At 39.4% G+C, this 16,339-nt stretch carries 13 protein-coding genes; 1 reads left to right on the top strand and 12 read right to left on the bottom strand.

The genetic code is table 11. The annotated features are described in order from the left end of the window. Positions 1-344: 344 nt before the first annotated feature. The 9 genes from NLF99_RS19520 to NLF99_RS19480 form a co-directional block, all read right to left on the bottom strand. Positions 345-2,093 carry a tetratricopeptide repeat protein gene (locus NLF99_RS19520; RefSeq protein WP_254530283.1) on the bottom strand — a complete coding sequence of 583 codons (1,749 nt, stop codon included), beginning with the start codon at positions 2,091-2,093 and terminating at the stop codon, positions 345-347. Positions 2,094-2,120: 27 nt separating this feature from the next. Continuing rightward, positions 2,121-3,077: a PstS family phosphate ABC transporter substrate-binding protein gene (locus NLF99_RS19515; protein ID WP_254530281.1), complete on the bottom strand. Its 957-nt coding sequence runs from the start codon at positions 3,075-3,077 to the stop codon at positions 2,121-2,123. A 35-nt stretch (positions 3,078-3,112) separates the two neighbouring features. Then, positions 3,113-3,349, bottom strand: a complete 237-nt coding sequence (locus NLF99_RS19510) for a hypothetical protein (protein WP_093099596.1) — start codon at positions 3,347-3,349, stop codon at positions 3,113-3,115. Between the two features lie 6 nt (positions 3,350-3,355). After that, positions 3,356-4,237: an energy transducer TonB gene (locus NLF99_RS19505; protein WP_185213225.1), complete on the bottom strand. Its 882-nt coding sequence runs from the start codon at positions 4,235-4,237 to the stop codon at positions 3,356-3,358. Between the two features lie 23 nt (positions 4,238-4,260). Beyond that, the gene (locus tag NLF99_RS19500; protein ID WP_185213226.1) at positions 4,261-4,818 is read right to left on the bottom strand and encodes a biopolymer transporter ExbD; all 558 of its coding nucleotides are present in this window, start codon (positions 4,816-4,818) and stop codon (positions 4,261-4,263) included. Between the two features lie 9 nt (positions 4,819-4,827). Further along, entirely contained in the window at positions 4,828-5,484 is a 657-nt protein-coding gene (locus NLF99_RS19495; protein ID WP_093099602.1) for a biopolymer transporter ExbD, read from the bottom strand. A 99-nt stretch (positions 5,485-5,583) separates the two neighbouring features. Beyond that, positions 5,584-6,414 (bottom strand): MotA/TolQ/ExbB proton channel family protein, encoded by an 831-nt coding sequence (locus NLF99_RS19490; RefSeq protein ID WP_093099604.1) that lies wholly within the window; start codon positions 6,412-6,414, stop codon positions 5,584-5,586. Between the two features lie 416 nt (positions 6,415-6,830). Next, a complete protein-coding gene (locus NLF99_RS19485; protein ID WP_185218451.1) occupies positions 6,831-7,181 on the bottom strand; it encodes a translation initiation factor in 351 nt (116 codons plus the stop codon). Between the two features lie 2 nt (positions 7,182-7,183). After that, on the bottom strand, positions 7,184-8,059 hold the full coding sequence (locus NLF99_RS19480) for a diacylglycerol kinase family protein (protein WP_185213228.1): 876 nt from the start codon (positions 8,057-8,059) through the stop codon (positions 7,184-7,186). A 224-nt stretch (positions 8,060-8,283) separates the two neighbouring features. On the opposite strand from NLF99_RS19480, the gene metK reads away from it, so the two are divergent. Next, on the top strand, positions 8,284-9,537 hold the full coding sequence (gene metK / locus NLF99_RS19475) for a methionine adenosyltransferase (protein WP_254530279.1): 1,254 nt from the start codon (positions 8,284-8,286) through the stop codon (positions 9,535-9,537). A 173-nt stretch (positions 9,538-9,710) separates the two neighbouring features. Here the strand turns inward: metK and NLF99_RS19470 are convergent, their stop codons facing one another. From NLF99_RS19470 to NLF99_RS19460, 3 genes are read right to left on the bottom strand one after another with little or no spacing between them, the layout of a single operon-like run. Next, on the bottom strand, positions 9,711-11,069 hold the full coding sequence (locus NLF99_RS19470) for an alpha-L-fucosidase (protein ID WP_254530277.1): 1,359 nt from the start codon (positions 11,067-11,069) through the stop codon (positions 9,711-9,713). Beyond that, the gene (locus NLF99_RS19465; RefSeq protein ID WP_254530275.1) at positions 11,060-12,727 is read right to left on the bottom strand and encodes a RagB/SusD family nutrient uptake outer membrane protein; all 1,668 of its coding nucleotides are present in this window, start codon (positions 12,725-12,727) and stop codon (positions 11,060-11,062) included. The genes NLF99_RS19470 and NLF99_RS19465 overlap by 10 nt, the downstream gene beginning before the upstream one ends. Before the next feature lie 22 nt (positions 12,728-12,749). After that, positions 12,750-16,133 carry a TonB-dependent receptor gene (locus NLF99_RS19460; protein WP_254530273.1) on the bottom strand — a complete coding sequence of 1,128 codons (3,384 nt, stop codon included), beginning with the start codon at positions 16,131-16,133 and terminating at the stop codon, positions 12,750-12,752. Positions 16,134-16,339 lie beyond the last annotated feature (206 nt).

Below are 16,339 nucleotides of genomic sequence, written 5' to 3'. Positions count from 1 at the left end.
TCCGTATTTTGTCGTAGCATAAGATTAGGATTTATGTTGTTATTTTGGTTATATAAAAATATAAACAAATAATCTTATGCTATCTCTTTGTATTAGCACGTCCTAGATACAAACATAAGGCCTACAAAATTTGACGCCATTCTACCCAATATTGTTGCAATCTTGGTCCATCCTCTCATCCTTAGCATCCTGGTTCCTCCCAAAATCTTGGTCTATCCTCGAATCCCTTTCATCCTGGTTCACACCCCCTCCGGTCTCATATCTCCCATCTCAATACTCAAATCTCATAAAACATAAAAAAGGCCGCATTTTGCGGCCTTTTTTATGTTTTATGATCTATACGCTTACAAAGCACCCATCATTTGAGTTGCGAAAGCATCATCTGGTTTCAACTTCAATGTTTCACCAAAATGTTGTTTAGCTTTAGCTGTGTCACCTTTTAGGTATGCGAAGTAACCGATATAGTTATTAGCATCAGCAGCGTAAGTTTTGTTCGCTTCTTCTTCAGCTTTGCCAGATGCTGTGATAGCAGATAGCAATTGAGTGAATGAATCAACGAATAGACCTTTAGCGTTTTCTGGATCGTACATTACGTTATCCAAAGCTAATTCAGTTAATCCTTTGTAATATAACGCAGGGATTTTGTATTTGTCAACAACTTCTTTCTTAGTTGAAGCAGCTACTGTACCCAACGATTTAACTGCAGCCTCTAAATGTGGTCTAGCCTCATTCATCTTAGCAGTAACTTCTTCAGGAGTCAATTCAGTACCTTCAGGAACGGTTACCAATTTAGAACCGATACCGTACTCAATTTGCCCTAAGTAGAAGTTTGAATCGAAGAAGTAATCTGAACTGTCATTGCTAGCTGGGATCGCAAAGATCTTAGATGCGATTTCGTTCTCACCGTTTTTGAAATATTCAAAAGCAGTTTCTGAGATTTCTTCATCATAGTTCTCATCTTCTGTTTGTTTTGTTTCAGCTACTTTCAATAATTCAGCACCTTTTGCAGCATCACCTGCTACTAAATTTGCCAAACCAGCGTACAAGTAGTCACGACCGATCAAACGTGCAGTATCAACTTTGCTGAATAAAGTAGTCATATACTCCAATGATTTTGGATAATCTTTATCTTGCAAGAAGGAGATGTATCCTAAGTAACGGTATACTTTGGCATCAACACCTTCCACAGTTGATAATTCTTGAGCTACTGTCTTCAATTCATCGTAGTTACCAGAATAAACCAAGAAGTCAGCGTAACGTACTTTAGCGTCTGTTGAAGCGTCACCTGTCAATGACAAGTATTTTTTGTAGTTTTCAACTGCTTTTTGGTTGATTTCACGGTATTGCTCTTCTGGTGCTTTGATAGATGACAAGTAATAAGTCTCTGCCAACTCACGGTAGATTGGACCATATTCAGGGTTTTCACCTGCCAATGTAGTCAATTGCTCTAATACTACGTCATAAGCTTGCGCTCTTCTTGAAATGATTGCTTGACCAATTTTTGGAGCCAATAGGTTTCCATCGATTGCCAAAGCGTCACGGTAAGCTACGAATGCAGGGCTACTTTCACGTAAACCAGCGTAAGCGTCACCTAATGCTGTAGGAATTAATGCATCCTTAGCATTCATTTCTTTCGCTTTAGTCAAGTATTCAACCGCTTTCTTGTAATCTGGTTTTGGTGCATCAATGTACGCTCTACCGATAAAGTAAGGGATTTCATACTCTTTTTTGCCTATGCCTTGTGAAGCTTCTGAGAATTTTGTTTCAGCAGCACTCACATTTCCTTTTTCAAGGTCTACGATACCTAAACCTACAGTATTCAATTTTTCCTTAGGAGCGTTTGTTACACCTTCTTGGAAAACGATCTGTGCCGAATCGACCTTATCGTTGATCAAGTGAATTTGACCTAAGTAAAAATAGTTTTCACCATCTTTTGCCTTTTTCTGAACTAAATTTTGCAACATAGCTTTAGCTTTGTCATATTGTTCAGCTTGAATTGCAGCCTTTGCATCTTTGATACTTTGAGCTTGTGTTGTTCCTGTAGCAACAGCTCCCGCAACTAAAAGGCTTAAAAATAATTTGCTGTTTGTCATAATCTGTTATTTACTCTTTGTTATAAACTAATTTATGTTGTCTTCTCGAATGATGATTTCTCGACCTGGCATCGTGACCGGCAAGAGTCCATATTTCAGAACAATCCGCTGCCCACGGTCTCCTGTCAAGAAAGCAGAAAATCCAATTCCCAATCCCAAATTTGGTTGATAATTCAACACGTGAAACTCTGTCTTCAACGCATATTCATCGGTAGCAAACGTGGTCTGAGAAGGCTTGAAAAAACCAAGGTTTTTCCCGTCTTTCAAACTTTGAAGGCTTAAGATACGAATTTTATTTTCTTCTCCAAATTGTGAAACGCAATCTAAATATTGACCATAGGACATTACACCGATGCTATTTGCATCCGTTAATACCTCTTCTACAACCTCCTTGGAGGTCTTCATACCTTTTACTGATTGCCCTGAGACTTTATCCAATTTTACAAATTCTTTCACGCGTCGAAGAGTACTTGAATTCACATTGTCAAAAACCAAACGTTTTCCCGTATTGGAATCACCCTTCAATAAAGATGTTAACGTCGGAATATCGATTGAAGTATCTCTAGCGCTCAAATTATTGAAAAAAACCACCCCATCATAGAAGGCCGGAAATGTCCTCGGGCTAATTTTTCGACTGCTGAAACCCGCATTTTCTTCCTTGTTCAATAACCTGCTCAAAATCGCAATATCCGCCTCGCCTTTAATTAAAGCATTGATCGCTTCGCGTTCTGGCAATGGAATCAGTTTGATGTTCGCATTGACATAGGATGTCTTGAAAACCTCTACCTGTTCCAGCATGATTGGAAGGACTGCTTCATCAACAATGACCGAAAGTTCACCTGTCAATATATCATCTTTTGAAGTGCCAGCGCCTGCTGTCGTGCTGTCTGCACTTTCCTGTCCTTTATTTCTATTTTGTGAACAGGAAATCGCTGAAGCTACAATCAGAAGCATCGCCAGTACATACCATAATCTACCCTTCATATTATCTTAGAATGATTTAATGCCTCAAGGATTAATTAATTCCTGAAATTATTTTGCCAAAGTCGGGCAAAACGCATAAATGAATAGACGATTAGGAGTATCCCGAAGATCTTTTTATAGGTTGGATCGATCTCAATTGGAAATCCGCTCCAAAAGATGATCAACAATCCCAACACAAAATAAAAGAGGAACATGAATAGTCCTAAAATGGACAGAAATCGCTGTGTGGGCGATTTCTGTCTAAAATTATTTCTTGTTGAATGATTCGACATATCGAATTACATTTGCGACAAGTCTAAGCGAATTGGCAATGAATAACGAACTGGAACCGGACGACCGTTTTGGATAGCTGGTTGCCATTTCTTTGATTTCTTCAATGCAGTGATCGCTGCTTGACCTGTACCGTAAGAAACGTCTTTTACCACTTTAATATCTGTCAAAGCACCTGTTTTGTCGATCACGAATGACAACTCTACTGTACCTTTCACACCTGCATCGATAGCAGCTTGTGGATATTGAAGGGTGCTCGACACGAATTGACGGAATGCGTTGATACCACCTGGGTAAGATGCTGGAACCTCAACTGCCTCAAAGTCATAGACTTTGTTAGCGTCTCCGTCCTCAACTCCTTTTGTACTACCCGTGATAGCACCTTCCACTTTCTTCGGACCGAACTCTCCAGTAGGAACACCTGATGCACCTGGGGTACCTTTCAGGGTAATACGTGCTGGAGTAGCGTTTTTCTCTTTAATCTCTTCTTGAGAAACAACCTCTTCTTTTACTTGTCTCGCATCAACAACCTTAGGCTCTGGGAAACGGATTAGGTCTTCCGCCGGTGGTTCCTCCGCGATACGCTGAGGTGGCTCTTCCTCTTGAGGTAGTGGTTCCTCTTCTTCAGGTGGTTCAGGGATCTCTAAATCCTCTAAAGTAACTGGAGTAACTTCTACTACTTCCTCAACAGGTTTCTCAGGAAAAAGCTTTATATCGAAGGCTTTTACAGCCGTGAAAGCAAGGACTACTGCCGAAACTGAGAATAAAGCGATGTTGGTAGCTTTTGGTGCGTATTTACGCAATGCATATGCTCCGTACTCTTTATTTCTATTCTCGAAAACGACATCTAGCCATTCTTTCTTAAATAAATCTAATTTTGAACCGATCATTTTTTTCCTTTTTGTCTGATGAATTATTCGTTATAGATTCCGTTTGTTTTCAAAACCTCAACTTCTTCAGGTTTGATTTTCGAAATCATGAAACGTTTAACATCAGTGATTTTCATTTCATCTAGTATATCAACGAGGTTACGTTGTACTGATCTGTCACTTGGACGGATTACGACGATTAGGTCTTTTCCTCCTGACACCTGCGGAACCTGAGCTTTCTTCTCAAGGACGATCTTTCTGATTCCTTCTTTGCTATAGTCTACTACAGCGGGTGCCGAGATTGGGTTTGCTAATTGTCCATAATACCAAGCGATCTTGTTATCTGATCCTAGCAATAAGGTGATCGAACGGTTATCTGCGATTTCAATCTCAGGGTTCAACTCATTCTTGTCCTTATTCTTATCAGGCATGTTAACATCCATGGCTTGTGGCTTGTTCAAGGAAGTTGTTAGCATGAAGAAAGTAATCAGAAGGAATGCTAGATCCACCATCGCGGTTAAATCTACACGACCTCCATTTTTCTTCGACCTAACTTTGCCGCCTTTTTTGCCGCCGCCGGAGTCTTGATTTAATTCTGCCATTTTCTCTTATTATTTTTCCTGACGTAAACCGGTAACAAAGAAGAATTTGTTTTGTTTTTGGTTTCTCAGTGTTTCAATAATCAAATTCATTACCGCGTACTTCTCTTCCGCATCTGCTTTGATCGCTACTTTCATCGCTCCTGGATCTGACCAGTTCTTCACTTTGGTCTCTTGGTCACGGTTGAATTCTACCGTTGCCAAGCGAGCCTGTTGAACCCAATGATACAACTCGTTTGAAAGTTCTTCGGTGCTATCCACGGGGATACCTGGTTGAACCTCTAAAGTACGTTTGTCATTTGGTAATGAAAGTAGGGCACGCAATTGCTTGAAAGGTACTCCAAACTCATCTAGTCCTTTAAACTTCTCATAATCTTGTTCTGAGAACGCAACACCATATTTTGCCGACATATTCTTAAGAGTTTTTACGCGAACCTCAGGGTTCTTCTCTCCAAAAAATACTTTCCCTTGGTTACCTACGGTGATAACTGCTAAGTTATCGTCCGGTAATTTATCCAACGTAGTGGATGCAGGGGTGTCTACGGGCATTACTTCTGGCTGACGTGCAGTTGCTGTCAAAACGAAGAATGTAAGAAGCAAGAAAGACACGTCACACATCGCCGTCATGTCGATCGATGTGCTGGCTCTTTTTACTTTTGCTTTTCCCATTTCTTTACTTCTTTAATGTGAACACTCTATTTCTTTTTAATAATGATGCGAAACCGTTGAACATTGCATAAAATAAATTCAACTTTTTTTCGAATCTTCTTATTTGTGGTTTGCAGCGTATGTTTGTACGATTGAGAAACCAGCCTCGTCAATAGAATATGTTAACGTATCGATCTTAGAAGTTAAGATGTTGTAGAAAATAATCGCGATTGTAGATGTACCGATACCTGTTGCCGTGTTGATCAAGGCCTCAGAAATACCGTTCGCTAATTTTGCTGAATCTGGTGCACCACCTGTAGCTAAAGCCGAGAACGCTTTAATCATACCTGTTACTGTACCTAATAGACCTGTCAATGTACCAATAGAAACTAATGTTGCGATAACGGTTAAGTTCTTCTCTAACATTGGCATTTCTAAGGTAGTAGCCTCTTCAATTTCTTTTTGGATTGCTAATACCGATTTCTCTGTATCTAATCCTGGATGTGCTTCAACATCTTTATATTTTAAAAGACCAGCTTTGATTACGTTCGCTACGGAACCTTTTTGCTTGTCACACTCTTGGATAGCTGAATCAATGTTACCTGATCTCAATAATCCTTGTACTTTTCTTACGAAGTTACCTACGTTTCCTGTTCCAGATGCTTTACCAATAACGATAAGACGCTCGATTGAAAACACCCATACCATTAAGAATAAACCTAGAAGAACTGGTACTACGTAACCTGCATGGTAAACCATACCGTAGTAGTTACCTGGTTTTGGTTGGTTCGCTGGATTCTCATCGATAAAGTTTGAAGGATCACCCATCACAAACTTGTAAACCAAGAAACCAATTACTAGACAAATGATAATTGCTAAACTTGCAAATAGATTACCCGCATTGCCACTCTCTTGTTTAGCTGGGGTTGTAGTTTTTGGTGCGTTTGCCATTTTTTACTAATTTTTAGATTTTTTACTGTTGTTTAATTATTAAGTTAAATTCAATTTAATGCAAGCTAAATGCCGTTATTTTACATTAATTCAAAACAAATATAGCATTTTCTGTTAAAAACAAAATTAATTTGAAGATATCTGATTATTTAACTTTTAGGCTGTGTTACCTACTCATTGACGTTCTTCAGCAGCTCTCAAATCAATGCTTCTTTTGTCGTATCACATAACGGTTGAATATTCCATATTTTTTACAATGAAAACCATTTTTTTTTTGAATTGCAAATTATCAAATCGTTAAATGTTAAAAATAAGTGAGTATTTACTTACAATACCGCCCGCCTTTGCACCCCCTATTTTTAACCAAATCCCCATTATTTCTTTGTTTTTTAAACGTTTACAGGACAATTCCATGTTTAACCACCAAAGGATTTAACTTGATACTTCTCCGAACTTAAATATTGTATAATTTTTTCTTTAAAATCACCTTGTATCAATATTTCACCATCCTTGGCACTCCCCCCTACGCCACATCGCTGCTTCAATTTACGGGCTAAATCATCCAAATCTGAACCAGTCCCTATAAATCCCGTCACGATGGTCACAACCTTCCCCTTCCGCTGTTTCTTGTCCAAGCCGACCTTCAGTTTCTGCTTCTCATTGGGAAGGGTGTCCACTTCCTCCATCCCATCCGAATCGGTATATTCATAATCGTCAGAGGTCGAATAAACGATCCCTTCGAATCTTTGCTTCTTCTGTTTTGCCATAACTAACAAATAATCTTGAGGGCATTGCCCTGCACTTCTATATCAATCTTGTTTCCTAAATCCATCGGCTCTCCATCCAAATGCAATGGTGCCTTTCCCTCCTGCTCGATACAGATCTTCTTCCCTGGTATTATTTCTACATACTCGGATTGGTCCGCAGTCTTGTTGAAGAGATGGAAGATCATCATCGGTAATGTATATAACGGAAATTTATGCACAATACATACATCCAATACCCCATCATTGATGGATGCATTCGGCGCAATGTAGGCGTTATTGCCATATTGCGGTGAATTCGCAACCGATATCATAAAGGCCTCCCGTTCATAGACCTTACCATCAATGTTCAATGTGTATTTCTTAGGCTTATACTTACTAATAACGTTAATTATCGTGCGAAGGTATCCAACCGGCCCCCTAAATGTTTCCGAAGCAAAGCGATCACTTACTGAAGCATCAAAACCGATACCCGCAATATTGAAGAAACAACGTTCCCCGATCTTTCCACAATCGATGTCGACCGATTCAAACCGATTGATCCTGCGCAAAGCTGCCGACTCATTCATCGGAATACCTAAATAAAGCGCCAATCCATTCCCAGAACCCTCAGGGACAATGCCCAATGGAATATCACTGCCCACCAAGGCCGTCCCTATTTCATTGATCGTGCCATCGCCACCTACGGCAATGACGGCATCGTACTGCTCATCTATCGCAGATTTAGCAAGTTCATAGGCGTGATTAGCGTGATTGGTAATCTTAAACGTCGGGTCAAACCTGTTTAAATCCAGTACTTCGAGTACCTGTTTATTAAACGTTGTTTTCTTCTTCCCACCAGATACTGGATTGATTACAAACAGTATGCGCTTCTTTCTCATTTACGTCATTTAATTCCGCTAAAGATAATAATTTGGATGAAATACTTTTTAAATATTGCAAAGTATCGTAGCTTTGTGCCACACAAAATGTGGACTGATTTGCATTTAGCATTATCATAATGTAAATGGGAGATTGCAACCACAGTAAAAAAGTGCTAAAACCATTCGGGACAAATGATTTTTCACATACTGCCTGCTATTCCCTTCAAACGTTTATTATTTTTATGGCATATTTATTTACCTCCGAATCGGTATCTGAAGGACATCCTGACAAAGTCGCAGACCAAATTTCGGACGCTTTAATCGACAACTTCCTCGCTTGGGATGAAGATGCCCGCGTAGCTATTGAAACCTTAGTTACTACTGGACAGGTGGTTTTAGCAGGTGAAGTGAAGTCCAAAATCTACTTGGACGTTCAAAAGATCACTCGCCAGGTTATAGAAAAAATCGGATATACTAAATCCGAGTATATGTTCGAAGCGAATTCCTGTGGAGTTCTTTCGGCAATTCACGAACAATCCGCCGACATCAACCAAGGGGTAGATCGTATCACAAAACAAGAACAAGGCGCTGGTGACCAAGGTATTATGTTCGGTTACGCCAATAACGAAACTGAAAACTATATGCCCCTGGCATTGGACCTTTCCCACCGTCTTTTATATGAACTTGCAGCTCTAAGACGCGAGAACAACGAAATCCAATACCTTCGCCCTGATGCTAAATCACAGGTAACCTTGGAATATGATGACAACCATAAACCGGTTCGCATCGACACCATCGTGATCTCAACCCAACATGATGACTTCGCTTCTGAAAAAGAAATGCAGGCGAAAATCCAATCTGATATTGAAAACATCTTGGTTCCTCGTGTAAAGGCTCAATTGAAACCTGAACTACAGGCGCTATTCACAGATAAAATCAAATACCACATCAACCCTACCGGTAAATTCGTAATCGGTGGACCTCATGGCGACACCGGTTTGACAGGTAGAAAGATCATCGTCGATACTTACGGCGGTAAAGGTGCGCACGGTGGCGGTGCTTTCTCTGGAAAAGACCCATCCAAAGTGGACCGTTCTGCAGCTTATGCCACTCGCCATATTGCCAAAAACTTGGTGGCAGCGGGTGTTGCTGACGAAATCCTGGTACAGATCTCTTACGCTATCGGTGTAAAAGATCCTATGGGTATCTATGTGAATACCTACGGAACCAACAAGGTGAACAAAACTGATGGAGAAATCGCCAAGATCATTGCTGAGCTGTTCGACATGACTCCTTACGGCATTGAAACACGCTTAGGCCTTCGTAACCCAATCTACGCTGAAACCGCAGCATATGGCCACATGGGAAGAACACCAAAAACGGTAAGCAAAACTTTCGAAAACTCGAATGGCGAAACCAAAACTTTGGAAGTGGATCTTTTCACTTGGGAAAAGCTAGATTTTGTCGAGCCAGTGAAAAAAGCATTTGGTCTTTAAGATCAAAAACATAAATAAAAACGCTTGAAAATTTCAAGCGTTTTTTTGTGCAATGCTCCGGACCTTGCTTTGACCTTATTCGAGACACATTCGGAAAATTCGGAATGTGTCTCGAATAAGGTCAGAATAAAATCGAGAAATTTTGGTGAATCAATCAAACATCTAGATCAGTCTCAGACTTTAAAAATCGAAAAAGCCTTAATTTCAGGAGATCCTTCAGAATCAACTATGGTTAATCTAACTTTTGATGTATAAATATCATCAAATTTTTGGATTCTTTTGTTCCCTATTGATTCCCCAGAACAAATCTCGACCCATTTATTTCCGATCCATGCTTCAACTTTATACTTCCTAATTTTTTCACCGTTCCGAATATTCTCTTGAATAATGATCTGATTAATATCTTTTGGTTGTTTAAGGTCAAGAGTGACTGAATTGCCAACAAGATTTTTCTGAGATTTAATAGGGTTTGAGGAAATCTTTAGCAATTCATGCCCAAACTCTTCAAGCCTTTGAAAATCTTCCTTCGGCACTAAACCACTCGTATCAACTACGATCCCTAACAACATATTGGAGTTTCTTCCTACGCTAGTATAATAGGAACTGACCAATTGCTCTAAAGATAGCATATCTTGTCCTGATTCTTTCCAAAACCACCCTCCTTGCCATCCTGTTCTAAGTGGAAAATCAGCTTCTCCAGGGCACCAAATTTTACCATTAGGACTCCCGCTCAGACCATCAATGACAATAGTCCCTGTCGCAGAGGTTGTAAAATCAGATCGACTCCAGTTCGGGTAAGGAGCTCGTCCCTCTTCATTCCCGATCCAACGAATCAAATTATTCGCGTCATTGGGGCCCTGAAATACCACCGCATCAGGCTGCAACCTTTTCAATAAGGGTGCTAGATCTGGCCCGCCTTCATTTACGGGTAAAACTCCACCATCGAACCAAATTTCAAAAAGTTTTCCATAATTAGTCCACAATTCCGTTAATTGAGTCTCAACAACCTTATTATACTCTTCTTGGGTTATGGGCGATCCTTCCTGGACTTTACCGGGATTATCCACATGTAAATAACCGTTTGCAGAGGCACTAGCATAGATCCCTGGCTTGAGGCCATATTTCTTACAGGAATTGATGAAATCAAGGACTAGGTCTCCCTTTCCATTCTTCCAGGGAGAATTACTAATATTATAGTCATGTGCTTTTGTAGGCCACAGACTAAATCCAGAGCCATGCTTTGCAACCAGGACAGCATATTTTGCTCCTGCGGCCTTGGCTGCCCTGATCCATTGATCAGTATCCAATTTACTGGGATTAAATATGGATGCAGGAGGATGTGAACCCCATTTTCTCCAGTTATAATCGGGCACATAATTCACCACATCAAAATGGAACATCGCTCCAATTTCTGCTTCCGCCCAATCAACTTGGGCGGAAGAAGGCTTTACTTCCTTTTGTTGAGCCAAACAGGTCCCTCCAAAACAAAGGAAAAACAGACAAATCGCATATTTCTTAATTATCATTTCCATCCCGGGTTCTGGGTTAAGTTAGGATTTAAACTGATTTCTTCTAGTGGTATCGGGAAAAGATACATCTTATCATCCCACAGCCTTTTTTCAATTGAGGTATATAAACGGACATAATTATTTTGATTTACAATTATCCCATTTACTTGAGAAGCGGGATATTTTGCTTTCAGCTCGGGCGTTAGCTTCATCCCCAGTATTGTTTCTGGCTTTTCAATTCGTTTACCAGCCTTCCATCTTAATAGGTCATCAAACCTGAATCCTTCATCGGCCAATTCCACCCTTCTTTCCCTTCTAATTTCATCGATTAAAACAGACACTTCGGGAAATGAAGAATTAGGATCACGCTTTAAGGTTGATATGGTCATATCAGCCATCCCGACCCTTTTTCTCAATAGATTAATGCTTTTGTCAATGTCTGCCTGTGTGGCAAGGCCCAGTTCCGCCTTTGCTTCCGCATAGATCAGCAAAATCTCTGCATATCGAAATATAAAGAAATCCAAAGTCGATTGATTCGCTTGCCACATTGCTGGATCGGAACTTCTCCCTTTTATCAACTGATAGCCCGTATTAGCCGTATTGGTCCCAATTCTTGGAAGATCAATGACATCTTTAGAACCATCGCTATTTTGCAAAAGTACAAACCCTTTGGTAGCAATAGTCTGTTGTGCTCTCGGATCTCTATTTGCAAATTCATTTTCAGGGGTATCCTCACCTTTATATTGAGGGCTCAAAGCCGTAGGTAATCCATCTATACAAAGGTAATTCTGAACAAAATCTTTACTATATCCTGTCCCAGATTCACCTAAAGTCCTACTGATTCCATTCATCAATATACTTTGTAAAAACCGGCGTCCTAAAATAGACTCTGGATTACTATTTAATTCTTGTTGGATGAACAGATTATAATAATCCGTCTTAGGATTTCCTGTTGTGAAGAGTGAGAATTTCTTTGAATCCATAATCAGATCTGTTGCCTTCAAGGCTTCCTGCAAATATTTCTCACTTCCTTCAACATTAAAATATTTCCTCCTTGTGCCTTCCCATAAACATATTCTAGCTTTTAAGGCCGCTGCTGCATATTTATGAATTCTTCCAGCTGAAACATTATCTGCAGGAATATTTTCTACTGCAAAATTTAGGTCAGCTAAAATAGAATCCATGACAATATTACGGGATGTTCTTGGGGCATATAGTTCAGGGCTGTCTTCCGTCAAATCTTTACTGTACCATGCCACATCGCCATATCTTTTTGTTAATCCCCAATAAAATAAGGCTCTAAAAAACCTGACCTCACCTGCATATTGATTTTTGACAGCTTGTGAAGCTTCAGCATTCATATATCGCTGTAAAAAATAATTTACGTTCCTGATATTCGTCCAATTGTAAGAAGCATCCGCTGTAGGAACCACATATTGACCAGCTAAAAAGTTATTGATACTACTTGGCACCTTATCATCAGACTGATTGTCCTGGATAAAATTTTGAGCAGGTAGTGAAGGATAAAACTGATTTGCATAAAGCATCAGATCATTTTCATTCTTAAAAAACGTGGGTTCCGAAATTGAAGAAAGCGGAAACCTATCTAAATAAGTGTCTTTTTTGCATGAGAAAAGCAAAACCACTTGACTTATTAATATAATTCTTATTATAGTTTTCATATTCAAAGTACTTTAGCAAAAATTAAAATCCTAATTGTAGTCCAAACGCAAATGACCTAGTTTGAGGTGCGTCTTGGAAATTGAAAACTTCAGGATCAAACGCATCGAAAAGTTTGGTGAAAGTAAATAGATTTTGACCTGATAAATAAGCTCTTACTCGGCTAAGTTTTACCTTATTAGCCCAAACTTGAGGAAGAGTATATCCTATCGTCAATTGTTTCACCCTCAGATAAGAGGCGTCCTGTAGGTAACCGGTTTGAGTCTGTGAGTTTCCTCCATTTCCAAAACGAAGCCTTGGGAAAAAAGCATCTTGATTCTCAGGAGTCCAGTAATCGGTGGCATATATAAAAGGAACATTCCATTCACTGGTAAATCCCCAAAATGCACTATTGCTTATCCAAGCATCTCGCTTGCCGATACCCTGTAGGAAAGCAGTGAAATCAAAGCTTTTATAATTTACCCCTAAATTCAATCCAAATGAATAACGAGGAGTAGAATTACCGATTATCCTCCTATCACCAGGATTGGAAACCGTATTATTGCCAAAGTCAATCTTCCCATCATTATTTAGGTCTGCATATCTAATATCTCCAGGTCTCCAAGCACCTCCCCAAATTTGACTCTGGTTAGGGGCCGAATCTATTTCCTGTTGACTTGTAAAAAAGCCTTGAGTTTCAAAACCCCAAATTTCTCCATCTAATTTGCCTTCATACCAATTGCTGAAAATTTGACTCGTGTTAAGTGGGTATTTTGTAAGCTTAGAATGGTTGTCAGCGAAAGACAATAAGAGATCATAAGAAAGGTCTTCATTAATTTGATCGTTCCATCCTATACTTAGTTCCCAACCTTTGGTAATTAAAGTCCCAGCATTTTGGTTTGGAGACGCAGTTCCTAAAACAGCGGGTAGCGGAACACCTCCAACTAGCATATCCCTAGTTCTTCTTTCATATACATCAAAAGATCCTGATAAACGATTGTTTAGAAATGTAAAGTCCAGCCCGAAGTTTGTTGTTGCAGACTTTTCCCAAGTAAAGTCATTCCTAACTAATCCTGGGGCCAATACGCCAACTCCGGTTTGATTGCCAAAAATATAGCTCAGACTATTATTGATTGGCATTGTTGGAATATATGGATAGAAATTCGCTGCGGAATAAAGCTGATTTTGATCGAATCCTTGATTTGGTAATTCACCATAGGATCCTCTAAGTTTTAGATCATTCACAACATCCCTTATCCCTTCCATAAAACCTTCTTCCGAAATTCTCCAACCTGCAGAAATCGAAGGGGTGAAAACATATCGGGTTTTTGATGAGAATCTGGACGAACCATCATATCTGCCATTTATTTCTAGCAAATATTTACTGTTAAAAATATAGTTCAGCCTAAATACCGTTCCAAATAGAGCCCATTCGTTTTCAGCACCAGTGATGCTTGGTCTAGGATCATTATTTAGATTTATAGCAGGTTTTGTAGGATCTACTAAATTATTCGCAAAAACACCTAGTCTTTTATAATGGTTACTTTCTTGGTTAACCCCAAGCATGGCCTTAAAATAATGCTTTTCAGCAAAGGTGTTTTCATAAGTAGCAAAAGCATTCAATGCAAAATAATTGTGATTGTCTGTGGTTTCAGAAACGGAAGATGGGCTAGTCCATGGAAACGTCCCTAATAATATCCCATTTACACCATATTCCTTAAATGGAATTTGATGACTTTGATTAAAATTATTGTAGGCGTTCCAAGTATAGTCGGCCACAATGGAGACATTTTTTATTGGTTTAATTTTCACCCCTCCCGTTAACCATAAGTCATTGGAATATCTTTTCCTTTTTCCATTATTTGCAGCCACAGCAAATGGATTGGTAAAACTACCTTGTCCAGCGAAATTTCCATCAGGATGCCTGATAGGCATTATCGGTCTTAAATCTCCAGAAATCCATCCACTAGATGTCCCGCCTGTAACCACTCCCGCTGCTTCTTTATCAGAGATGTGTGTCAAGGCAAAATTCCCAGTTATTGTAAGCCAATCTGTAATATCAGAATTAACTTTCAAGGAAGGATTCAAGCGTTCATATTTTTGACCAGCCTCCTTAAAAAGGCCTTTCTGACCAAGATAACCTAGCGAAGCAATAACAGATGTTGAACCCTGTCCTCCTTGCAAGGATAAATTATGCCTTTGCATGGGCTCAAAACCTGGATACTGTTCTTTTATCCAATCGGTGTTCCCAACGTATCTGTATTTTGCAGGGTTTCCGGGATCTACATAAACAGGTAAATTATTTGCAGGGTCATTGAAATATGCCTCGGCCCGGATTGAATCTTCAACTGTAAAAGCTTCTGTAGCGGTTGTTCCTCCATCCTGACCATTTCTATTGGCTTCCCTATGCATTCTGATATAATCAACGGAATTAATATACTCTGCCATTTTTGTCGGCCTAGACATGGTATACTCTCCTGAATAGCTTATTTGTGGTTTTTGACTTTTAGGATTTTTGGTTTGGATCAATATCACCCCATATGCGGCCCTACCCCCATAAATTGCGGCAGCTGCGGCATCCTTTAGGACGGTAACATTCTCAACATCGGATGGGTCAATTGAATTCGGATCCCTTTGTACACCATCAACAAGGATCAGAGGGGTTGCCGTGCCACTGTTTATGGACCCTGTCCCTCTGATATTGAATGAGGAACCTGTGCCTGGTTTTCCATTAGCAGACGAAATATTTAGATTTGGAACTAATCCCTGCAAACCCTGTCCGAGATTTGCAATTGGTCGATCTTCCAATTTTTTAGCACTTACCGTACTTACTGCTCCCGTTAAATTTTCCTTCCTTTGAGATCCAAATCCAACGACTACAACTTCTTCCAGATCACTGCTCACCGTTTTTAGAACCACTGAAAGTTGATTTTTCCCTTGGGTTGAAACTTCTTGACTCTGATAGCCCATGGAACTGAATACCAATACGGAGTTTTCAGAAGGAACTTCTATAGCGAACTTTCCATCTATATCGGTACTGGTCCCTTGGGAAGTACCTTTAACCAACACACTGACTGCGGAAAGATTTTCACCACTTTCGTTCATGACTTTCCCAGAAACAACACGTGTTTGGTCAATTTCTTTTACTTCTGGCTTAGTACGCTCAAATTCGGTATTACTTGTTAAGGCAATTGATCTTCCTTTAATTTGATACTTTATGGCTTTGCCATTGAACAAGACGTTTAAAGCCTCAGAAATGCTTTTGTTCTTAACATTAACTGAAAAAACAGAATTTACATCTAAGTCCTTTTCATCGTAGATAAATGTATAACTTGATTGCTTACTAATGTCAATCAAGATGCTTTTTAGATTAGTATTATTATAATTTAAGCTAACCTGTTGTGCTCTAATGTTTCCTAATGAAAGCATGATTGAACTCAGAAAAATCAGTACGGTTAACTTTATTGTAAAATAAGTCTTCGAGAAATGTAGGTACTTAATAAAATACCCAATATTAATATTGATCATAAGTATTTTCATAAACAATACATGGAAAATGAGATTTTACAGTATTGTAGGTTTAAGGTTATTATATGAATTAGGTTAAAAAGTAAGAATATAGCCTTTCGCAAGAT

It is taken from the genome of Sphingobacterium sp. LZ11T8 (assembly GCF_024261425.1).
In the GTDB taxonomy this organism is placed as follows: Bacteria; Bacteroidota; Bacteroidia; order Sphingobacteriales; family Sphingobacteriaceae; genus Sphingobacterium.
This window is presented reverse-complemented; position numbering and strand designations above follow the sequence as displayed.